This window comes from Carboxylicivirga fragile, from assembly GCF_050589805.1.
Taxonomy (GTDB): Bacteria; Bacteroidota; Bacteroidia; order Bacteroidales; family Marinilabiliaceae; genus Carboxylicivirga; species Carboxylicivirga fragile.
Genome location: NZ_JBNGOY010000048.1, coordinates 1 through 23,104, shown reverse-complemented (window position 1 = coordinate 23,104; position 23,104 = coordinate 1). Strand labels below are relative to the sequence as shown.

The window sequence follows — 23,104 nt, the reverse complement described above, 5'->3', positions numbered from 1 at the left end:
AATCATGTTTCATTTTAGGCTTAAAGTTTAGTAGCTAGGGAAAAAAGTGTATTTTTGCGCCAAGTTTGAAGACTGATCTACTATTGTGTTTTTATACAACAGTAGAAACAAGCTAAAACATGCTCCCTCAATAGTGAGGAGCATTTTTTAGCAAGTTCCACCTGAAGAAGTAGGGTGAAATCTTTTAATTTTAAAATTGTAATGGACAAGAACATTTCAAAACAAGCAGCCGACAACATCAGAGTATTATCAGCGGCCATGGTCGAAAAAGCCAAATCTGGACACCCCGGTGGAGCAATGGGTGGAGCCGATTTTATTCATGTGTTGTTTTCGGAGTATTTGAATTATGACCCTAACGACCGAACTTGGTTTAACCGCGATCGCTTTTTCCTTGATCCTGGACACATGTCGCCAATGTTATATGCAGCCTTAGCTTTAACGGGTGCATACTCAATGGATGAACTAGCTAATTTCAGACAATGGGGAAGTCCAACACCTGGTCATCCTGAAGTTGATATTGCACGAGGTGTAGAAAATACATCAGGACCTCTTGGACAAGGGCATACCATGGCATTAGGAGCCGCAGTTGCTGAACGCTTCCTGGTTGCTCGCTTTGGCGAATGGATGAACCACAAAACATATACGTTCATTTCGGATGGTGGTATACAAGAAGAGATTTCGCAAGGTACTGGTCGTATTGCAGGACATTTAGGCTTGAATAATCTGGTAATGTTCTACGATTCAAACGACATACAGTTATCAACAACATGTGATGACGTAACGATTGAAGATACAGCAAAAAAATATGAAGCTTGGGGATGGGCAACCATGACCATCGATGGTAACGATCACGATGCCATCAGGTTAGCTTTGGATGCTGCCAATGCCGAAACTGAAAAACCTTTCTTGATTATTGGTAAAACAATAATGGGTAAAGGTGCTGTTACTGCCGAAGGTGGTTCTTACGAAAAAATGGTGTCTACTCACGGACAACCATTAAGTGCTGCTGGCGCCTCATTTGATGACACCATGAAAAATCTTGGTGCAGATGCTTCGAATCCTTTCCAGGTGTTTCCTGCTGTTGCCGATGCATATACAAAGGTAAATGAAGAAAAAGCGAAGTTTGCAGCTACTAAAAAAGCTGAACAAGCAGCTTGGGAAAAAGCAAATCCTGAATTAGCTGCTAAATTAGCTGGCTTCATTTCTGGAAAAGCTCCTGCGATTGATTACAGTGCTATTGAGCAAAAAGCAAATGCCGCAACTCGTGCCGCTTCGGCAACAGTATTAGGCGAATATGCTCAGCAAGTAGAAAACATGATTGTTATGTCGGCTGACTTAGCAAACTCAGATAAAACCGATGGTTTCCTTAAGAAAACAACCATTCTGAAAAAGAATGATTTCTCTGGAGCCTTCTTACAAGTGGGTGTTGCCGAATTAACAATGGGTGCCATTGCCAACGGTATGGCTTTACACGGTGGTGTATTTGTAGCCTGTGGAACTTTCTTTGTATTCTCTGACTACATGAAACCAGCTGCTCGTATGGCTGCATTGATGGAATTGCCTGTTAAATATGTGTGGACACATGATGCTTTCCGTGTAGGTGAAGATGGTCCAACACACCAACCAATTGAGCAAGAAGCCCAGATTCGTTTGATGGAGAAATTGCAAAACCACAACGGCGAAAATAGCATGTTGGTTGTTCGTCCAGCTGATGTTAATGAAGGAACTGTTGCTTGGAAAATGGCAATGGAGAACACATCAACACCAACTGCACTTATCTTATCTCGTCAGAACATTAACAACTTACCAAATAGTAGCTACCAAAATGCTTTGCAAGCTGAAAAAGGTGCTTACATAGTTGAGAAGGATGCTGATACACCTGACATTGTTTTATTAGCTTCTGGTTCAGAAGTGAGTACTTTAGTTGATGGCGCGAAATTACTTCGTGAAGAAAAAGGGCTAAAAGTTAATGTTGTTTCAGTTATTTCTGAAGGCTTATTCCGCACACAAGATCTTGCCTATCAAAATGAAATTCTACCTGTATCAACTCCTCGCTTTGGCATGACAGCAGGATTGCCTGTAACCTTAGAAGGATTAGTTGGAGCAAATGGTAAAGTATGGGGCTTAAACCACTTTGGTTATTCAGCACCGTACACTGTGCTTGATAAAGAATTCGGTTTCACCGGAGAAAACGTCGTTAAACAAGTGACTGAGATCTTAGCTTAGTCTCTATATAATATCTAAAAAAGGGTGTTGGTTTCGTTAAACCAGCACCCTTTTTTTTTATTAAGTCAACTCGATATCCGTTGTAAAAAGCGATTTTGCTAAAAGCATCAATCTATAAATCACTCATCGACCTAATTCTCTTTTACCAAATTATTAAGAGCAATGGGAAATAATTCCCATTAATATTTTTGTATCATTAAACTTTTCTAACAAAACTAAGGCACTATCATCGAAAGAGTGTGTGGCAACTTTCGACGAATATCGTGCCATAGAGTTTGATATAAATAAGAGTAATTACTCATTTTAAAATACGAATGGAATTAAAATTGCCGATTCGTTTATACAAACCAAGTTAAGTTTTTGTTAGACTGCAATTTTATGTGATTTACAGCACTAAACAGGGCTAAAAACCGATATTTAGGGGTGAAATTCTCTATACAGGTGCGAAAATTGCGTATTAATATTGCATTGCTTGTTAAAACAATGCATAAATTTAAATTTATCATTACTTTTAATGCGACCAATTAAGTAATGGATTTTAGCAAAAACATACCAGGCTACCTACTAAGAAGGCAAAATATTATTCGGCTAATTTTATTTACCGCTAGTTTTGCTTTGATATTTATCAACCTCTACGAACCATTTAATGTAAGGCACAAGTTTATTAATGTACCTGATTTAGAATTTTTATTCTATTCAAGTTTGATAATACTTACTGGTGTTTTAGTGGTAGTCATAAGCCGCATTATAATGTATCGAATGGTTCAGAAGGGGAAGAGTATAAACCTGGGCAATTACTTATTTTGGATCGCACTCGAAATTGTTAGCATGTCTTTATTCTACACATTCTATCAAATATTCATTCTTAAAGATCCGCCAACATTTCAAGATGCCATAGAAGTATCAATCATTAACACATCCTTAATTTTATTAATTCCATATTCCACTTCGTGGTTATACTTTGCGTGGATGGATAACAAGGAACAACTTGAAGCGCTAACCAATGCTAAAGAACCAGAAAAAGAAACCAAAGGCATGGTCGTGTTTAATGATGAAAAAGGCATCATGCGTCTTTCCCTAAAGTTAAAGGATGTTTTATATCTGCAGGGAGCTGACAATTATGTTACTATCTTTTACAATGATCAACAGAAACAAGAAAAGTTTCTTTTACGAAATACGCTTAAACAACTTGAAGACTCATTAAAACAAATTGATATCATTCGCTGCCATCGATCGTATATGGTTAACTTCAAAAAGGTAAAACTAATAGAACGTGGTAAGGATGGATTGCGAATAAAGCTTGATACGAACACTCCCGTTGAAGTTCCAGTATCAAAAACGTATGTTGATTCTGTTTTCAAACTATTTGGAGAGAATCAATAAAAAGACATTGTTGTCTTTTTATTTTGCAACATCGTTGCATTTTCTAAATATCTTTGTATTTTTGCAACAAAGTTGCATGCAATATGAATCCAAGTGAATACTTATCGTCTTACGGGGTTAGTCGAACCGCCATTCGTGAAAAATTATTGAGTATTTTATCTCGCGAAGATCAAGCGCTTTCATCTAAAGAAATAGAAGAAAAGTTGGGGGAAGACATTGATAGAGTAACCTTGTATCGCAGCATACGTCTTTTTGAAGACAAAAATATTATCCATAAAATAGTCATCGACGATCAGACAATAAAATACAAATTAATTAATCCAAAGAAAGGCAGTACACATCCGCATTTTCACTGCGTTGAATGTGATAAAGTACTTTGTTTACCAGAAACTCCTTTACCACAATGTAATTTGCCGGAAGGATTCAGTGCAAAAACCCAAAACACGATAGTAGAGGGAACATGTCAAAAATGTAATCATTAAGACAACTAAAATGAAATTAATTACAAGCTTAAAAATAATAGCATTAAGTATTCTAATAATAGTTTCTTCATGCAACACAAAACAATCAGAAAACCAAAAACCAATACTATCAGTTAGTATCGGCCCTCAAAAGTATTTTCTGAAACGACTTATGCCCGAAAAAGTGGAAGTAAACGTAATGATCCCACCAGGCTCGAATCATGCCACATATGCACCAAGCGTAGCTCAACTTCAAAAGCTTGCTAATTCACAAGCCTATTTTCTAATGGGGCATCTTAGCTTTGAAACAACTTGGAATGATCGTCTTAAGGAGGCGAACTCAGAAATGACATGGTACGATCTGTCAAATGGCATACAAGTAATTCAAGGCGAACACCATCATCACCATCATGGCGATCACGACCATGTATGTTCGGGTGGTATAGATCCACACACTTGGACATCGCCCAAACAAGCGTCTCACATTGCTAGTAACCTTAAGGAAGGATTAATAGAGTTGTTTCCCAAAGAAAAGGAAAACATTGAGCTTCGATATAAGAGTCTTTTATCAGACATCAACAAGCTTAATCAACGACTAACTAAAATTAAAGAAGTAAAACCCGATTTAAGCTTCATGATTTTTCATCCTGCCTATACTTACCTAGCCAAAGATTATGGGTTTGAACAAATCACAATTGAGTTTGAAGGCAAAACACCAAGTCCTGCAAGAATGCAGAAAACTATAGAAGACGCACGCGGTAAGACCATAAAAACCATTTATATCCAACAAGAATTTGATCAATCAAATGCCGAAGTGATCGCCAAAGAAATTAATGCCAAAACAGTACAAGTCAATCCGCTTTCGGAAGATTGGTATACTGAGATGGACAAATTTATCGACCACTTAGAAAATTCATAAGATGCCAGCACTATTAGAGTTAAAGGACATAGCTGCAGGTTACGATGGCAAAGAAGTATTAAATGGTGTTAATCTGAAAATAGCGCCTGAAGATTTTGTTGGTATTATTGGACCCAATGGAGGCGGAAAAACAACATTATTAAAAGTTATTCTGAATCTTTTGGAACCAACAAAAGGTACCATTCACAAAGCCTCTGAATTAAAAATTGGCTACCTTCCTCAGGTTAATAATATCGATACACGCTTTCCTATAACCGTTAAGGAAGTAATCCTATCTGGTAGATTCTCATCAAACAAATGGTGGAATAAACCTACCAAAAAGCACCTTACTAAAGTAGATGAATTACTAAGCTTCGTAGGAATGGACGAATATTGTAATTCTGCCATAGGAGAGCTTTCAGGCGGACAAATGCAACGCGTGTTTTTATGTCGTGCATTAATAAGCGATCCCAACCTATTAATATTAGATGAACCCAATACATATGTAGATAAAACCTTTGAAGCTAACCTATACAAGCTGCTGGCTGAATTAAACAAAAAGATAGCAATCCTTTTGGTTTCGCACGATGTAGGAACAATTTCCTCAATGGTTAAAACCATTGCTTGCGTGAATGGCGGGCTGCATTACCATGCTTCCAATAAAATTACAAGCGAAATACTAAAATCATACAACTGCCCTATCGAAATCATAAGCCATGGAACCGTTCCTCACAGAGTATTAAAAAACCACAACCATGACTGATTTTATCGATCTATTTAGTTATGCTTTTTTTCAAAACGCTTTACTAGCATCTATACTAACATCGGTATTGGCGGGCATTATAGGCACCTATGTAGTAGCACGTCGAAGTGTATTTATCAGTGGCGGCATCACTCACGCATCCTTTGGTGGTATGGGCATTGCCTATTATTTTGGATTTCCGCCTTTTCTAGGAGCAGGTATATTTGCCATATTATCGTCACTTGGTATTGAATGGACCAGCAATAAAGCCGGCTTACGCGAAGACAGCGCGATAGCGATACTATGGTCGCTTGGCATGGCCATAGGTATCATATTTGTTTTTCTTACTCCTGGCTACACTCCAAACTTAATGGGTTTTCTTTTTGGAGATATTCTAACCGTTAAACAAACCGACCTTATATGGTTAGGCGCAATAAGTTTATCTGTGGTTCTATTAATACGGTTCTTCTATGATGCTATTATCATTACCGCGTTTGATCCAGATTATGCTAAAACAACAGGACTACCAGTTAAAACAATTCGTTATACTGTTTCAATATTTATTGCAATTGCAATTGTGTTATCAATAAAAGTAATGGGTATTATATTAGTATTGTCACTATTTACAATACCCCCATCAGCAGCAAATCTTTTTTCGAAATCTTACAAAAAAGTTATGTTTCTAGCTGTTGTAATAAGTTTAGTGGGCAGCATAATTGGTCTTTTCATGGCCTATGTATTCGACTTACCATCAGGAGCTACAATCATATTAACACTGACAGGATTTTACACTATTTCACGCATATATAAACTTCTAGCTACAAAATAGAACCACAATGAAGAACCTATTACTAGGAATACTATTAATTGGCATTTCTGCATCTGCACAAAATAACATCAAAGGACTTATAAAAGATAAGCACTTAAACCAAAGCATTCCAGGAGTCAATATTTACATCCTAGAATTAGACAAAGGTAATGTTAGTGATGTCGATGGTAATTTTGTCATTGAAAACATTCCACAATCAAGATTAACCATACAGTTTTCGTACATAGGCTATCAAACCGTTTATCTTACCATTGATGGTGGCAACATTAACGATCATTACACCATCGAACTAGAACCTCAAGTGGTAAGGCACGAGGAGGTGGTAGTCTCCGCGGGCTTCTCAGATACCCAACATAAAATTGCAACAAAAGTAGATTTCATGGATAGTAAAGAGCTTCAAGCGTACCCTGAAGCTTCGGTTAACGCGATACTTTCTAATATTCCTGGAGTAGATGTTGCTGGCGGAAGTGCAGCAGTTAGCCAACCAGTTATAAGGGGTTTATCGGGTACCAATATATTAGTTCTGAACAACGGAATTCGCCTAGAAAACTACCAATTCTCAAGAAATCATCCTTTTAATATTGATCAATATGGATTAGAGCGTATTGAAGTAATAAAAGGGCCAGCATCATTATTATATGGATCAGATGCTGTTGGTGGTGTTATAAATCTTATTCGCGAATTACCAGCTCCCGTAAATACGTTTCAAGCTGATGCTCATCTTCGTTATTTTACAAATACCAGAGGCACTAATTCTTCCATTGGAGTAAAACAAAGTTCTAAACAATTTCAATGGGGAATACGTGGAAGTATTATGGCGCATCACGATTATAAAGATGGCAATGACAACACTGTTTCAAACTCTCGATATCAAACTAAAAGCATTAAAACCTTTGCAGGATTAAACTTCAAAAATGGTCATTCAAAAATCTATTACGATTACAAAACGGATTTAATAGGAATGACTGTTCCTGCAGTATTAAATGAGAATTTGAGCAATAGCACAAAACCAACTCAATGGTATCAAGACTTAAACAACCACAATATAACTTCAAAAAACACTCTACTATTGGGAGAGGTAAAACTTGAAGGTAACTTTGGAGTACAACTTAACAATCGTAAGGAAATTGAATCACCCGATATTCATGATGCAGGAATCGCCATCAATAGTCAATTGCAAACCTATACCTATGAGCTAAAACTACACAAAGATGTTACCGATAAAGTAAATTCCATATACGGAATTCAAGGTATGTATCGCAATAACAAAAACAAGGAGGCTGAAGGCAAAATAATTCCTGATGCAAAAATGAATGACATATCCGCGTTTACTTTATTACAATATACTGCTAACGAGCATTTCAATATTCAAGGTGGCATTAGGTACGACTATCGCCACATAGATGTTCCTCTTCAAGAACGTGGCGAGCATCATCATGGAGAAGAGCACGAAGAGGAAACAGAAGAAGAGCATGAAGAACACGAAGAGCAAATTGAACTAGAACGATCTTTTCAGAACATAAGTGCATCGTTGGGGGCTACTTATGAAATTAACCATTCAATTTTATTAAGAGCAAACGTAGCAACGGCATTTAGGGCTCCAAATCTAGCTGAATTAACTCAAGCTGGTTTACACGCAGGTCGCCATGAAGAAGGAAATCCTGATTTAGTAGCACAACAAAGCATCGAAGCTGACTTTGGTTTACACACCCATTCCAATCTTCTTACGTTTGACATTTCGAGCTTCTATAATTACATCGACAATTATATCTATTTAAGCCCAACTGGTGAAGTGGAGGATGGTCTACCAGTCTATCAATACCAACAAAACGGCGCCTATCTTACAGGATTAGAATCAGGCATTCACTTTCATCCTGAGAAAGCACAATGGTTACACATTAAAGGTACTGGAGCATGGATATATGCCAAGCAGAAAAACAATACCTACCTTCCTTTTATCCCTCCAATTCGTGGAAAAGTAGAATTAAGTGCAAAAACACCAAAGATTAAACCCTTCGACAACAGCTATGTGAATATAAATACCGAAATGTCGTCGGATCAAAATAAACCAGCAGAATTTGAAACACGAACACCAGGTTATTATACCCTTAATGCGGGCATAGGAGCCTCAATCAATAAAGGAAAATATCAGTTTGATTGGTCAATCTCAGCCAACAATCTTTTAAATAGAGTGTACGTTGACCACCTTAATCTGCTTAAACCAATTGGCATGTACAACATGGGACGAAACATCTCCGTTAGTCTGAACATTAAGCTTTAAACAATAATCATCTAACTCAATACCAAGAAAATATAAACTGGTCAAATTAAAACAAGAGAAGGAACTCAATGAAGGGTTCCTTTCTTGTTTTAATACATTATGTATATGATTTCATAAAAAATACAATCCTTTTTTGACTTTATGAAAATTTATACGTATCATTATGATATCAAATCAATATCATTATGAAAACTGAAAAAACAATAAAAGCGAGTAGTGGCTACGTAATGCTACTAGTTCTCCTTGCAATTCTTGCAACAACCCTTGTTGGACTGATAATGTTTCATCAGTTCCTTTTCCTCTTGGCAATCCCAATTATCATTTTCATTTTACCGGGTTTCTTCATCGTTAACCCAAATGGTTCGAAGGTGCTGGTTTTATTCGGAGCCTATAAAGGAACAGTTAAGGCAAATGGTTTCTTTTGGGCCAATCCTTTCTTTACCAAACAACGTATTTCGCTACGAGCTCGTAACTTCGATAGCGAACGCGTTAAGGTAAACGACAAAATTGGTAACCCCATCCTAATCAATGTCATTTTGGTATGGAAGGTACAAGACACCTACAAAGCAGCTTTTGAAGTTGATCACTATGAAGAATTTGTTCGTGTACAAACGGATGCTGCTGTTCGTAAACTTGCCGGATCGTACCCTTACGACAATTTTGATGATGAAAGGGCCAACTTAACCCTACGATCAGGGATGGATGAAGTCAACGAAGCTTTGGAAAATGAAATTACTGAGCGCCTCGCTATGGCCGGCATAAAAGTGATGGAAGCTCGTATTGGGTATTTAGCGTACGCGCCAGAAATTGCCAGCTCAATGCTAAAACGCCAGCAAGCAGTTGCCATAGTTGCAGCTCGCAAGAAAATTGTAGAAGGCGCAGTAGGCATGGTTGAAGATGCCTTAAAAAAACTATCAGAAGACAACATTATCGAATTTGATGATGACAAAAAAGCTTCCATGGTGAGCAATTTAATGGTAGTTTTGTGCGGTGACAAAGAAGCTACTCCAGTAATTAATACGGGTTCACTACATTAATAGCGTATGTCAAAAAAGAAATCATTTATGTTACGGATTGATCCCGAAACTTTTAATCAGATCGAAAAATGGGCTGATGATGAGTTTAGGAGTGTCAATGGGCAGTTGGAGTGGATGATACATAAATGCTTAAAAGATGCTAAACGTTCAAAACCTCCGAAGAAAAAACGAGACGATGATACTGTATAAAGATGATAAAAAGGCGCCAATGGCGCCCTTTTATCATTACATCTATACGAAGTTACACTCCCCTTGCATCAATAGTTATTTTCTTCTGAATAATATATTTTAAGCCTGCACTTGTTGATGCAACAGCAACAAAATTGAGCGTTTTATTAACAGAAGCACCTTTGGGTAATGCAATGCTAAATTCACCTGACTTGCCAGAAAGTTTCTTAACATTCTTCAAGTTTCTATGCTGGTATTTTCCGTCCAACAAATCACCTTGATAAAATTCAACTGACTTAATACGCTTTGCTCCTTCGCCGGTTAATGAACAAACGACCACATACGATCCGTTGGTTCTAATTTTATCAACTTTCTTAAGTGACAATACGGGAGCTGGACGTTCTTTCCCAAGATTGGTAAACTCTTTTAAACCAACTCCAGGCAATCCACCTTTATAAGGATATTCAGCTACCAACTTACCTTCGCGATCATATCGCTTACAAACACCATCTAACTTATTATTAAGGTACGACTGCTCTTTATATATCTTACCTGTTGAATGATAAGTCAAACGCTTACCTTCTTTTTTATTCTCCACATAATTAATCACCTCAGCTACCTTACCACTTTTGGTGTATCTGATTGATTTACCATGACGAACAGCAGAACCTTCGGCACTTGGCTTCATGGAAATTTTCCACTCGATTGGCGAATGTGGGTCATCATTAAAATGACGTTTCTTAATTACGATACCATCAGGATTTTTTTCTCCTTTGGTAACTACTTTTTTATCAGGACCAAAGAACTGACAGCTACTTAAAGCTATCAGCGCAATAGCTGATAAAACAACTAAATTTTTCATGTTTAACTTGTTTTTGAGGGGTAGTTTAAAAAAAAGGCTGTCAACGCGAATTGACAGCCCATTAATTTCGTATACAAATACTATACTAAGGCATCTAATTTAGAAGCTAATATAGTTTTAGGAACAGCTCCAACTTGTTTATCAACAACTTCACCATTCTTAAAGAAAAGAATAGTTGGGATGTTACGAATTCCGAACTTAACAGAAGTTCCAGGGTTACTATCAACATCCATTTTTGTAACTACGGCAGTTGCGCCATACTCTTCAGCTAATTCTTTAACGATAGGCGTTACCATACGACAAGGGCCACACCATTCAGCCCAAAAATCCACCAATACTGGCTTGTCTGATTTTAATACAACCTCTTCAAAATTAGCATCCGTAACTTCAATCAACATAGCAAATCTTTTTACTTAAATATGATTAATAATATTATTTCAATTCTATATAAACGAAAGACAAAGTTATTAAAAATAACTTCTACATTATAAAAATTTCATTTTTTTCATACTTACATATATAAATGTCCATATATATTAAGCTATACTCAAGGTAATATCCGGATGTTCATCTATATATTTAACCAAATCATCTGTTAAATCAACGCGCATACTTCTTGATAAAAGCTGAACTGCATTTTTTGATTCCGAATCCTTAATTACAAACTTCAAGGTAACCTTTCCTTCGTTATCTAACAAGAGTTGAGCTAATTCTGTTGTCAATTCTTGCGAAACTGCCTTAAGCGGCACATTTAAAGTAATGACATTCACCATCTTCTCGCGCAACTCACTTAAAAAAGAAATGTGATTAATTTTCATTTCAAGCTCTTCTTTATTAAAACGCTTTGGCTGAACCCGACCTTTTATCATTAAGAAATAACCTACTTCGAGATAAGGCAAATACTCAGTAAAATCGTTTCCAAAGAAAGCAAACTCAAAGGAGCCACTGTAATCTTCGATGGTCATTATTCCAAAAGGATTCCCTTTTTTAGTGGTTCCTCGTCGAACCGCAACAACCATTCCTCCAAAGGATAAATCACGCCCCTTCATTGCTTCCAGGTCATCGAGCTGCTTAAAATTATGGTGGATAAAATGGGTTAATTCCAACTTATAATCATCCAGAGGATGTGCCGACAAGTAGATACCAATGTATTCTTTCTCTTTGTTTAATTTTTCAATGTTTGAAAAAGGAATACAATCAGGCAACTGAGGTTTCTTAATTTCGATACCTCCACCTTCCATGGCACCAAACAATGAATTCTGCGAACTAGCCTTATCTGCCTGATAACGGTTTCCATATCGAAGAATATTCTCAATAAAAACAGTTTCCTCGTTTGGTAAAGGCGAGAAAAATTGCGCTCTGTGATAATCACCAAGATTATCCAAGGCTCCAGAAGATGCCAATGCCTCAATATTCTTTTTATTTACGGTTGACAACGGTAGGCGTTCAACAAAATCATACACATCCTTGAATGGTCCATTTTCCTCACGCTCCTTAATAATAACTTCAACAGCACCTTCTCCAACACCTTTAATTCCGGCCATTCCAAATCGAATCGCCCCATCCTTATTTACAGTAAATTTACGGTAACTCTCATTCACATCAGGTCCCAACACATCCATTCCCATGTTGCGACACTCTTCCATAAAGTTAGTGATCTTGGTAATATCACTCAAATTACGGCTTAATACACCAGACATAAATTCGGCTGGATAATGCGCTTTCAAATATCCTGTTTGATAAGCAATGTAGGCATAACACACCGAGTGCGACTTGTTAAAGGCATAACTCGCAAATGCCTCCCAGTCGCCCCATATTTTATCTATTAATTTTTCAGGTGACTTAGCCGATTCAGGCACACCCTTCATAAACTCTTCACTATCCAAACACCCTTTGATAAACTTCTCCTTGAGTTTATCCATCATGGCAATAATCTTCTTTCCCATGGCCTTACGCAAGGAATCGGAATCACCACGGGTAAATTGACCTAAGGCGCGTGACTGAAGCATCACCTGCTCCTGATACACCGTAATACCATAGGTATCCTTCAAGTATGGCTCCATCATCGGATGATCGTACTCTATTTCTTCACGACCATGCTTACGTGCAATAAAAGAAGGAATATATTCCATCGGTCCCGGACGATAAAGGGCATTCATAGCCACAAGGTCTTCAAATCGGTTAGGCTGAAGTGCACGCAAGTGCTTCTTCATACCAGGCGACTCAAACTGGAAGATTGCCGTAGTTTCGCCTCGACTAAACATTTTGAATGTTTCTTCATCCTCGAGTGGCACATTGTTAATATCTACATCAATTCCTCGAGATAGCTTAACATTAGCCAACACTTCTTTTATTATAGAAAGTGTTTTTAAACCTAAGAAGTCCATCTTAAGCAAACCGATATCCTCAACAAAACGACCATCGTATTGCGTGGTCAACAAATCCTCACCCTTGGTTGGCATCACAGGCACATGCTGATCCAGTGGATTTTTACCAATTAAAATACCGCAAGCATGTACTCCTGTTTGTCGAACAGAACCTTCAAGAGCCTCTGCAAACTTTATGGTTTTAGCAATTAAGGGATCGGCCGAATCTTTTTCCTTGAGTAACAAAGGCTCTTCTTTATAGGCCTTTTTAAAACTCATCTTAGGCGCCTCAGGCACCATCTTGGCTAATCGGTTTGCCTCAGAAAGATCTAATCGTAATACCCTTGCTACATCTTTGATTGAACTCTTGGTAGCCATTGTACCAAAGGTGCAAATATGCGCTACCTTATCCTTACCGTATTTATCAGTCACATAATCCAATACCGCTTGTCGTCCATCATCATCAAAGTCAATATCGACATCGGGCATGGACACACGATCGGGATTCAAGAAACGCTCAAACAGCAAATCGTATTTGATGGGATCAACATCAGTAATTTTTATGGCATAAGCTACAGCGGAACCTGCCGCCGAACCACGCCCCGGACCAACGAGTACACCATTATCTTTTGCCCAGTTAATAAAATCCTGTGTGATCAAAAAGTAACCAGGGAAACCCATTGTTTTAATCGTATCCAACTCAAAATCGATACGTTCAACTACTGAATCCTCCAATTCTTCTCCCCATCTTTCACGTGCCCCATTAAAAGCCAGAAACTTTAAATACTCTGCTTCGAGTTTAATTTGTAAGGTCTTCTCATAACCTCCCAAACGCATTAGCGCTTTTTCTGTAAATTCCTCAATCAAGTCAGCCTCACTATATTTCTCTTTGAACTGCTCAAAGGTTCCAAAATCTTCAGGGATATTAAATGGAGGCATAATGGGATCTGAATCGAGTTCAAAAAACTCCACTTTATCAGCTATTTCAGCCGTGTTTGCAAGTGCTTCAGGAACATCAGCAAACAATTGATTCATCTCATCAACTGTTTTAAACCATTCCTGTTTGGTGTAACGCATTCGAGTTGGATCATCGTAATCACGTCCGGTACTTAAACAAACCAATACATCATGCGCCTCAGCATGTTCTGGCTCCACAAAATGCACATCGTTAGTTGCAATAACTTTTACACCCAATTCTTGCGCTAATTCACGAATTACCTTATTAACCTTAACTTGATTCTCCCACACATCAATGCGTAAACGAGGATCATCGTTTTTATGGCGTTGTATTTCTAAATAATAATCGTCGCCAAAAACTTCCTTAAACCAAAGTATGGTTTCGCGAGCCTTGTCGAAATTACCAGCCATAATATGTTGAGACACTTCTCCACCCAAACAGGCGCTGCTAACAATCACACCTTCGTTATGCTCCTTTAGCAAATCTTTATCGATACGAGGTTTATAATACATCCCAACTGTATGGGCGATAGAAGTAAGCTTTAACAGATTTTGATAACCTGTGTAGTTTTTGGCCAATAATATAATGTGATGCCCCGATGCATCCGTCTTATCATCTTTTCGTAAATGACCACGTTTTGCAACATATGCCTCAACGCCAATAATTGGCTTCACCTCAGCTTTTTTACATGCCACATGAAACTCCTTAACGCCAAACATGCCTCCATGATCTGTTAAAGCAACTGCTGGCATACCCTGCTGCTTTGCTTTTTCAGCTAGCTGCCCGGTTTTAGCTGCACCATCCAAAATCGAATATTGCGAATGCACGTGTAAATGCACATACGATTGCTTTGAAGAAGAAGCTGCCGCTTCAGCCAACTTCCGCTCTTCTTCCTCAATGGAGATATCCGCAAAATTATCGACCTTAAACGATTCATATTTGATCCCTGCAGGCTCAATGGACTTCGGATTATTTTGCTTGAAAGCCTGCACCTGAGCTACTGACATTTTTAATCGCTGAGCCGAAATAGCATCAACTCGAATCAACTCCAAAAAACAGCGTGTAGTGTATTCTACATCAGCTGCCGCATTGTGAGCCTCAGGAAAAGGTGCGTTAAAAAGCTTGATATGTAACTCGGTAAGCGTTGGTGGTTTAATCGTCCCGCTTTTATTACGCAAGCCGCAATACTCTGTACTCTCATCTTTAGTACACAAGCTAGGCGACGAGGTAAGAATCTCCTCCATCTCGCAGCGTAATAATTCCGCCCCTACAATGTTTAAATCGAATTCCACATTGTGACCAATGATGAATTTTGCCTTTTTTACATCCTCAACAAAGTCAAGTAATGCATCCTTTAATGGAATTCCCTTTTCATGGGCTATTTCAGTACTGATACCGTGTACGGCGACAACATCTTCAGGAATGGTATAACCTTCAGGAGTAATTACATGATTCTTGGCGAACAACAGGTTTCCTTCAACATCATGGCATTGCCAAGCCAGCTGAACCATTCTTGGCCAGTTATCAAAATCAGTTAAGGGAGCTTTAAATTTCTTTGGTAAACCAGTGGTTTCGGTATCAAATATTAAAAACATGCAATCACAATTAAATCCATCAAACAATGCCAAAAAGCATTCTGCGAAGATAAGGTTTTGCCAGACAAAAAGAAGGCCAAATTACACTTAGAAAATCCTATTTTATTCGTACAAATAAGGCTTATTTCTCATTGATAGATTCTTATTAGCAATTCTGTTTTGTCTTTAATATTTAATGACTTATCTTTGCAGCCGCAAAACGAGTTTTTGCAATTGTTTAATTTATTTAAAACGAATACTATGCCTGTAAAAATTAGACTGGCACGTCATGGACGTAAAAGGTATGCATACTACCACATCGTAGTTGCAGATAGCAGATCTCCACGTGATGGAAAGTACATTGAGCGTATTGGATCTTACAATCCAAACACCAATCCTGCTACAATTAATTTGAATTTTGACAAAGCCCTTACATGGCTTGACAAAGGTGCTCAGCCTACTGACACTGCTCGTGCGATTCTTTCGTACAAAGGTGTTATGATGAAGAAGCACTTATTGGAAGGTGTTAAAAAAGGTGCTTTTGATGAAGCTGAAGCTGAAAAGCGCTACAACACTTGGATTGCTGACAAAGAAAACCAAGTACAAGCTAAGAAAGATCAATTAGCTGGTGCAAAAGCAACTGAAAGCCAAGCTCGTTTAGAGCAAGAAGCTAAAGTAAATGCTGAAAGAGCTGAAGCTATCAATGCTGCAAAAGCTGAATTGGCTGCTGAAGCTGAGGCTGCTGCTAAAGCCGCTGCCGCAGAAGCTGCTGGTGAGGAAGAAGTTGCTGAAGAAGCAAGCGAAGAAACGCCTGCTACTGAAGAAACTGAAGAGCCAAAAGCTGAGTAATTCAGATTATTCTTTTTAAAAGATATTAAAAGAGTAACCATTGTGGTTGCTCTTTTTTTATTTAGCAAGCTTTAATACCAAGCTATAGAACTTTATCAGCCCCGTACTGTTTGCTTCCAGTACGAGATCTTAATTAATATTTTGGTCTTAGCTATTGAAATGGTATTTTTGAAATGAGATTATAAATTATGACTGGAAGTGATTTTGAATTAGAATGGGATGCATTGATCCTACGCCTCAGTAAGCAATTTAACGTGACTGCTAATTACGAATTTATTTTATTCGTAATGGGAATTCAGGAAATGGGCATTGGCTTTAAAGAGTTTTCGAAAACAGAAAAGATGGATTTAATAAATGTAGCACGCTGCCGCATACTTTTGCGCGAGGGTTACATAAAAGAAACAGGTGTTGATGGTGATGGATGGCCAATTTTTGAGCCACAACCAAACCTCAAATCCATGATGCCTTCCTTCCAAAATCAGCTAATAAAAAAGGGCATTCTCAATTATTTCAAAAATGTTGAATTTGAAAATTAACATCAATATACGAACATGAAGCTATTCGCAGCATTATTACTTTCTATTTCAGTCCTTGCTTGTCAAGGCCCTAGACAAAATGTACACCTGATGATGCATACAACTAAAGGTGACATGAAAATTAAGCTTTACGATGAAACGCCCTTGCATCGCGATAACTTTATAAAGTTAGCCGAACAAGGCTTTTACGATTCCTTGCTTTTTCATCGGGTAATTAGCGACTTCATGATTCAAGGTGGTGATCCAGATTCTAAAAATGCCGCACCAGGTAAGATGTTGGGAAATGGAGGTCCTGGTTATACCATTCCTGCGGAATTTGATTTTCCAAATCTATTTCATAAAAAAGGTGCACTAGCAGCGGCTCGAACAGGTGATAAAATAAATCCACAACGCAAATCATCGGGTTCACAATTTTACATTGTACAGGGAAAAACGTTTAATGAGGAGCAATTCACCGAAGTTGAATCTCGCCTAAAGTCAATGAAACGTAAAGGTATATTCTATCAAACTTTAGAACAATTCAAGGATTCCTTAACTTATTATCAACAGCAAGGCAATCAAGCAGCCATTATGAACTTACAAATAAAAATTGATGGCATGGTTGAGGACAAAGTGGCGGCACTAGCTCCAGTTTCAATTCCCGATTCTCTAAGGAATATATACAGCACAATTGGAGGGGTTCCGCATCTGGATGATAACTATACCGTTTTTGGCGAAGTAGTTGAAGGGCTTGAAGTAATCGATGCTATTTCTAATGGTGAGAAAGATGAAAACGACCGCCCCAAAGAAGATGTTTACATCCTAGAGTTAAAGGTATTGTAGAAAACAAAAGAGGGTGTTCAAAAAGTAAAAATCACAATTAGGTTACTTTTAATTTGTAATCAAATATCTTTTTTTACTACCCCTAAATCCCCTGAAGGGGACTTAAGCCTCCACTTTAGGGGAGGTTTGGAGGGGTAAAACGAAAGGAAAATAACAAACTGTAAGTTTGCTTGTTCACAAAAATACTTTTTGGACACCCTCTTTCAATTAAAATGCTATAACAATGAAGTATATTACCCTTTTACTAATATCGATTCTGACTCAGCTAAGCCTTGCTCAGGAACCGATTTATTATGTCAACATCTCGACAAACTTGGGTAATATGAAAATTAAGCTCTATAACGAAACACCATCACATAGAGATAATTTCTTACGCTTAGTTGGCAAAAAGCATTTTGATGGCACTTTATTCTATCGCGTTGTAAAAGGATTTGTTATTCAGGGTGGCTCATCCGATTCGCGCAATGCTGCACAGGGTAGAGCCATTGGTTATGGAAAAGCCATTAATATTGATTCAGAATTCAGCAAAGAATGTTACCATAAGAGAGGAGCTATCTGCGCTCCTCGCCAACCTGAAGATGTGAATCATTTTAAGATGTCAGATATATCACAATTCTACATTGTGCAAGGTAGAAAGTACAAACTGGAAGAACTGACTAACATTGAGAAGGCTACAAACAACCCTATTAAAAAAGAACTAAAGCAACAATTTTACATTCCACACAAAGAAGAACTGGCTCGCTTAAAAACCGAGAATCCTAAAGAGTTCAATAAGCTGCTACGTCAGATTAAAGACAAAATTAACTTTCATTACAGCATATCAGATAAAAAAGAGTTTACCGAAAGCCAGAAACAAGATTACATTAATATTGGTGGCACACCAGAACTAGATGGTGATTACACTGTTTTTGGAGAAGTAGTAGAAGGGCTAAATGTTCTTAATAAAATTGCAGCCTTAGAAGTCGATCGTGCCAGCAGACCACATACCGATGTTAAGATTAAGGTAACTGTTGTAAAATTATAAATTATGCCTCGCGCTTTCCTCATCTTGCTTATTTCATTTGCTATTTTCGCTTGCCAATCACCAAGTTCGAAAAAAGCAGAAACGCAAAAAAGCATATTCAAAGGATCATACAAGAGCAATGCTAAAGCCATTGTAAGCATCCGTACTTTCGATCATTATACACGCCACCTTAAAGATGGCTATGGGTTTTATGTAGCACCTGATATTGTTGTAACCAATCTCAGCTTGGTGAAAGGTGCCTACAAGGCTAAGTGCTCACCAATGGATTTAGAGGATTATAGTTCAACATCTGGTTTTGTAGCCTATGATATCGATTTAGATTTAGTACTATTAAAAGTAAATCGACGAAACAAACATTATCTTAATTTAAAGGACGCTACATTAGAATCAGATTCGCTCTATCAGCTATTTCGTAAAAACCGTAAACTATTCGCCAAAGAAGATTATTTTTCAGCCATCGTTAAAAATGATACAATTTCATATTCGAACTTTACAGGTAAAATAAAAAGTGGAAAGCCCTATTTTGCAAAGTCTCATCGTCTGGCTGGTATTAGTCAGCCTCACCGAAAGCAAGGCCGATTATTGCACGCCAAGTGGATACAACAACTTTTAAAAGAAAGTTCAAAGGATGCACATAACTTATACGACCTGCGCACCAAAACCAATAAGGTGTACATTTCACATACTAAGGTGAAAGGCTTTCGTATTATCACTAACAAGGGGAATATTGAAATTCAACTCTCAGATAAAACACCCCTTTACCGCGATAATTTCATCAAATTGGTAAGTGATAATTTTTATGACAGCTTGTTAGTGCATCGGGTTATAAAAGATTTTCTGATTCAAACAGGAGCAGGCGACTCTAAATATGCTAAGAAAGACGACGTGGTTGGCTGGAAAGGACCTGGTTACAACCTTCCAATGAATATTGTACCCGGACTATTTCATAAACGTGGCATGATCGCTGCCTCAAAACTACCTGCCGATCGCAATAAGCACAATAGAAGTGATGGTTCGCAATTCTACATTATTTCAGGAAGGCGTTTCACTCATACTGAACTCGACGAATTAGAAAAAGAGAATAACATCAAATACAGTCAAGAGCAACGTGAAGCATACACAACTGTAGGTGGAGCTCCCTATCTCGATGGTGATTACACCGTATTTGCATGGGTAACTAAAGGAATGGATGTTGTCGATAAAATTGCTGCACTACCAACCTATGCCATTGATCGTCCTGTTGATGAAATACGCATCAAAACAGTTGAAATACTTAGAAAATAAACACTTCATCTTTAATTTCAAATTGATTCATTATTGCGCATGGCTCAAACCCTACTTCAATATACTCATCAGATTATCAAAAAAATACAATCTGCATCATCAATATTTGCAACTAATTATCAATACATTACGAAATATACTACTGACTTCTGCCTAGCAACTAACAAACTATTATTACAATATCATCTTTAAAAAACGATGTTTTAGCTCCCACCTTAACAATGCTTTTATTACTTTTGCAGCCTTGCTATAATAAAGTAAATATTGAGTCATGTTAGATAAAATCAATCAATTAGTTGAAGAAATAAAGAGTTTGGCTGCATCAAGTGCTGATGAAGCGGAACAGTTAAGAATAAAATACCTGAGTAAAAAAGGCTTGGTTTCACAATTGTTTGATGAGTTTAAAACCATACCTAATGAGCAAAAGCGTGAAGTTGGGCAAGTTTTAAATGTATTAAAAACACAGACGCTCGATAAGATTAACGAAATCAAGGAAACTTTTTCATCAGACAACAATGGTGAAGTAGGTTCGGATTTAACCCTACCAGGTACTTCTTTTGAGCTGGGAAGCAGACATCCTCTATCAATCGTTAAAAACGAAATAGTTGAGATTTTTGCTCGTTTAGGTTTCAATATTGCTGATGGCCCTGAGATTGAAGATGATCATCACGTATTTGAAGCTTTAAACTTTCCACCGGAACATCCAGCCCGTGACATGCAGGATACCTTCTTCATTGCGACCAATCCTGATGTATTATTACGTACTCATACATCATCGGTGCAAGTTCGTGTAATGGAAAAGCAAGCTCCTCCGATAAGAGCAATTTTCCCTGGACGTGTTTTCCGTAACGAAGCTATTTCAGCACGTGCGCATTGTATTTTCCATCAAGTTGAAGGTTTATACATCGATAAGGAAGTATCGTTTGCTGACTTGAAGCAAACACTGTTATATTTTGCCAAAGAGATGTTTGGTGCTGACACAAAAATCCGTCTTCGCCCTTCATACTTCCCATTTACTGAGCCATCCGCTGAAATGGATATTTCATGTACGCTTTGTGGTGGTAAGGGCTGTAACGTATGTAAATATACTGGTTGGGTCGAAATTTTAGGCTGTGGCATGGTTGATCCTGCCGTGCTTGAAGCAAGCAATATCGACAGTAAAGAATACACTGGTTTTGCATTCGGTATGGGTATCGAACGTATTACCATGTTGAAATACCAGATTAAGGACATTCGTCTGTTCTTCGAAAATGACAAACGCTTCTTAGATCAATTTAAATCGGCTCAGATATAAATTTCTTAATTTAAAAATAATACAAAACCCTGCTTCAAATGAGGCAGGGTTTTCTGTTTTAGTCTTTTTGTAATTGCTTTTTCAGATGTTTAACAACATTTTTTTGAGCTAAACAATTTGAATTTCTGTTGTTACAGGAATCGCTTTTTTATACAAAGCCGAAACGCCACAATAACGTTCCTCGGATAAACTAACCGCTTTTTCCAATTTTTCCATTGGTAAATTCTCACCTTTAAATTGGTAAATCACCTTCATACTTTTGTAGTATTTCGGATGCTCTTCGGTCATATCACCTTCTACAATTATTTGTAAATCATCTATTTTAACTCGCATCTTTTTTAAGATGGAAGTTACATCCATACCTGTACAACCGGCCAAAGCTGTTAACATAAGTATTTTTGGTCGTGGGCCTTTATCTTCCCCACCATTATCAGTTCCGGCATCTAAAACTAACTTATGACCGAACAATTCTGTTTCAAAAGACATGTTACCTGTCCACTTAAGATTTACTGATGATTTCATATATCGATATAATTAGATGTTTAACACTACTACAAATATAATCTCTTTTTATATCTTTGCGTCGTTTTATGACATTTGTCACTTTTTAATTAATTGTTGTATTTTAGATTATGAAAAATATCCAAAATGTTCCTTTTAGTGATGAAGTAGATCTTCTATCGTATGGTATCTTCAATGGTTTAACAGATGAGGAAATCGATTCACTAACGCAATCGATGAGCTGTACCCTACACAAACGTGGTAATATATTGTACCATGAAGGTAGTCGGATTAATGGTACCTATATTGTGGTCAAAGGTATATTGAAGATATATAAAACTGGTTTCGACGGAAAAGAACAGATCATTCGCTTTGCAAAAGATGGTGATCTAATCGGATTCCGCTCAACCATTAGCGACGAGCTAGCCTGTACAACTGCAAAAGTGGTAAACGATGCATTACTGTGCTATTTACCAGGGGAGATACTAACAAGCCTAATTAAGGTAAATCCAGAATTTGCCATGTCATTAATGAAATTGACCTGTCGCGAATTAGGAGAATCCAACAAGTTCTTAACCGACATTGCACAAAAAACTGTGCGTGAACGCTTGGCTGAAGTATTGTTGCTTCTTATGGACACCTTCGATTTAGATGAAGATCACACACTTCAGATTTCGTTAACACGCGAAGAGCTAGCCAACATGGTTGGTACAGCTACTGAATCGGTGATTCGTCTGTTGTCTGAATTTAAATCTGATAAGTTAATTGAGTTGAATGGTCGTAAGATTAAATTACTGAACATTCAGAAACTAATTAAGATTGGAAACGTTTACATTTAGTAAATATACAGCATAAAGAAAGCGGCTGAATTCATTTGAATTTAGCCGCTTTTGTTTTTTAAAAATCTTTACCAGATGAGGCTGTCTCAAAAGTCAAAAAAGAATCTTTGAAACTTATAATTTGTAACTAACTTCAATATTTGTTACCCCTAAATCCCCTGAAGGGGACT

The 23,104-nt window shown here is 37.6% G+C and carries 20 protein-coding genes; 16 read left to right on the top strand and 4 right to left on the bottom strand.

All coding sequences use genetic code 11. From position 1 onward, the window contains the following. Positions 1 to 201 precede the first annotated feature (201 nt). From ACRD7B_RS18180 to ACRD7B_RS18140, 9 genes are all read left to right on the top strand, one after another. Positions 202 to 2,226, top strand: a complete 2,025-nt coding sequence (locus ACRD7B_RS18180; RefSeq protein WP_430826047.1) for a transketolase family protein — start codon at positions 202 to 204, stop codon at positions 2,224 to 2,226. Positions 2,227 to 2,757: 531 nt separating this feature from the next. Further along, on the top strand, positions 2,758 to 3,609 hold the full coding sequence (locus tag ACRD7B_RS18175) for a LytR/AlgR family response regulator transcription factor (protein WP_430826046.1): 852 nt from the start codon (positions 2,758 to 2,760) through the stop codon (positions 3,607 to 3,609). Positions 3,610 to 3,692: 83 nt separating this feature from the next. Then, a complete protein-coding gene (locus ACRD7B_RS18170) occupies positions 3,693 to 4,091 on the top strand; it encodes a Fur family transcriptional regulator (RefSeq protein WP_430826045.1) in 399 nt (132 codons plus the stop codon). A gap of 10 nt (positions 4,092 to 4,101) precedes the next feature. Beyond that, positions 4,102 to 4,989, top strand: a complete 888-nt coding sequence (locus ACRD7B_RS18165; RefSeq protein ID WP_430826044.1) for a metal ABC transporter solute-binding protein, Zn/Mn family — start codon at positions 4,102 to 4,104, stop codon at positions 4,987 to 4,989. Between the two features lies 1 nt (position 4,990). Then, a complete protein-coding gene (locus ACRD7B_RS18160) occupies positions 4,991 to 5,731 on the top strand; it encodes a metal ABC transporter ATP-binding protein (RefSeq protein ID WP_430826043.1) in 741 nt (246 codons plus the stop codon). Beyond that, on the top strand, positions 5,724 to 6,539 hold the full coding sequence (locus ACRD7B_RS18155) for a metal ABC transporter permease (protein WP_430826042.1): 816 nt from the start codon (positions 5,724 to 5,726) through the stop codon (positions 6,537 to 6,539). The genes ACRD7B_RS18160 and ACRD7B_RS18155 overlap by 8 nt, the downstream gene beginning before the upstream one ends. Positions 6,540 to 6,546: 7 nt before the next feature. Then, positions 6,547 to 8,820 (top strand): TonB-dependent receptor, encoded by a 2,274-nt coding sequence (locus tag ACRD7B_RS18150; protein WP_430826041.1) that lies wholly within the window; start codon positions 6,547 to 6,549, stop codon positions 8,818 to 8,820. A 185-nt stretch (positions 8,821 to 9,005) separates the two neighbouring features. Next, the gene (locus ACRD7B_RS18145) at positions 9,006 to 9,857 is read left to right on the top strand and encodes an SPFH domain-containing protein (protein WP_430826040.1); all 852 of its coding nucleotides are present in this window, start codon (positions 9,006 to 9,008) and stop codon (positions 9,855 to 9,857) included. Positions 9,858 to 9,863: 6 nt separating this feature from the next. Next, entirely contained in the window at positions 9,864 to 10,046 is a 183-nt protein-coding gene (locus tag ACRD7B_RS18140) for a type II toxin-antitoxin system antitoxin (protein WP_430826039.1), read from the top strand. A 52-nt stretch (positions 10,047 to 10,098) separates the two neighbouring features. On the opposite strand, the gene ACRD7B_RS18135 is transcribed toward ACRD7B_RS18140, so the two are convergent. The 3 genes from ACRD7B_RS18135 to dnaE form a co-directional block, all read right to left on the bottom strand. Further along, positions 10,099 to 10,887: a toxin-antitoxin system YwqK family antitoxin gene (locus tag ACRD7B_RS18135; protein ID WP_430826038.1), complete on the bottom strand. Its 789-nt coding sequence runs from the start codon at positions 10,885 to 10,887 to the stop codon at positions 10,099 to 10,101. An 80-nt stretch (positions 10,888 to 10,967) separates the two neighbouring features. Beyond that, complete coding sequence (gene trxA / locus ACRD7B_RS18130) at positions 10,968 to 11,285, bottom strand: thioredoxin (protein WP_430826037.1); 318 nt, start codon at positions 11,283 to 11,285, stop codon at positions 10,968 to 10,970. A gap of 138 nt (positions 11,286 to 11,423) precedes the next feature. After that, complete coding sequence (gene dnaE, locus ACRD7B_RS18125) at positions 11,424 to 15,806, bottom strand: DNA polymerase III subunit alpha (RefSeq protein WP_430826036.1); 4,383 nt, start codon at positions 15,804 to 15,806, stop codon at positions 11,424 to 11,426. Positions 15,807 to 16,046: 240 nt separating this feature from the next. On the opposite strand from dnaE, the gene ACRD7B_RS18120 reads away from it, so the two are divergent. From ACRD7B_RS18120 to pheS, 6 genes are all read left to right on the top strand, one after another. Then, entirely contained in the window at positions 16,047 to 16,634 is a 588-nt protein-coding gene (locus ACRD7B_RS18120) for a 30S ribosomal protein S16 (RefSeq protein WP_430826035.1), read from the top strand. A 188-nt stretch (positions 16,635 to 16,822) separates the two neighbouring features. Continuing rightward, entirely contained in the window at positions 16,823 to 17,170 is a 348-nt protein-coding gene (locus ACRD7B_RS18115) for a hypothetical protein (RefSeq protein ID WP_430826034.1), read from the top strand. Positions 17,171 to 17,260: 90 nt separating this feature from the next. Then, complete coding sequence (locus tag ACRD7B_RS18110; protein WP_430826033.1) at positions 17,261 to 17,992, top strand: peptidylprolyl isomerase; 732 nt, start codon at positions 17,261 to 17,263, stop codon at positions 17,990 to 17,992. 223 nt (positions 17,993 to 18,215) lie between these two features. Further along, complete coding sequence (locus ACRD7B_RS18105; RefSeq protein ID WP_430826032.1) at positions 18,216 to 19,016, top strand: peptidylprolyl isomerase; 801 nt, start codon at positions 18,216 to 18,218, stop codon at positions 19,014 to 19,016. Between the two features lie 3 nt (positions 19,017 to 19,019). Beyond that, positions 19,020 to 20,300: a peptidylprolyl isomerase gene (locus ACRD7B_RS18100; RefSeq protein ID WP_430826031.1), complete on the top strand. Its 1,281-nt coding sequence runs from the start codon at positions 19,020 to 19,022 to the stop codon at positions 20,298 to 20,300. A gap of 271 nt (positions 20,301 to 20,571) precedes the next feature. Continuing rightward, positions 20,572 to 21,594 carry a phenylalanine--tRNA ligase subunit alpha gene (gene pheS, locus ACRD7B_RS18095; RefSeq protein ID WP_430826030.1) on the top strand — a complete coding sequence of 341 codons (1,023 nt, stop codon included), beginning with the start codon at positions 20,572 to 20,574 and terminating at the stop codon, positions 21,592 to 21,594. A 108-nt stretch (positions 21,595 to 21,702) separates the two neighbouring features. On the opposite strand, the gene ACRD7B_RS18090 is transcribed toward pheS, so the two are convergent. Beyond that, positions 21,703 to 22,116, bottom strand: a complete 414-nt coding sequence (locus ACRD7B_RS18090) for an OsmC family protein (RefSeq protein WP_430826029.1) — start codon at positions 22,114 to 22,116, stop codon at positions 21,703 to 21,705. A gap of 110 nt (positions 22,117 to 22,226) precedes the next feature. Between ACRD7B_RS18090 and ACRD7B_RS18085 the strand changes: the two genes are divergently transcribed. Beyond that, the gene (locus ACRD7B_RS18085) at positions 22,227 to 22,934 is read left to right on the top strand and encodes a Crp/Fnr family transcriptional regulator (RefSeq protein WP_430826028.1); all 708 of its coding nucleotides are present in this window, start codon (positions 22,227 to 22,229) and stop codon (positions 22,932 to 22,934) included. Positions 22,935 to 23,104: the final 170 nt, after the last annotated feature.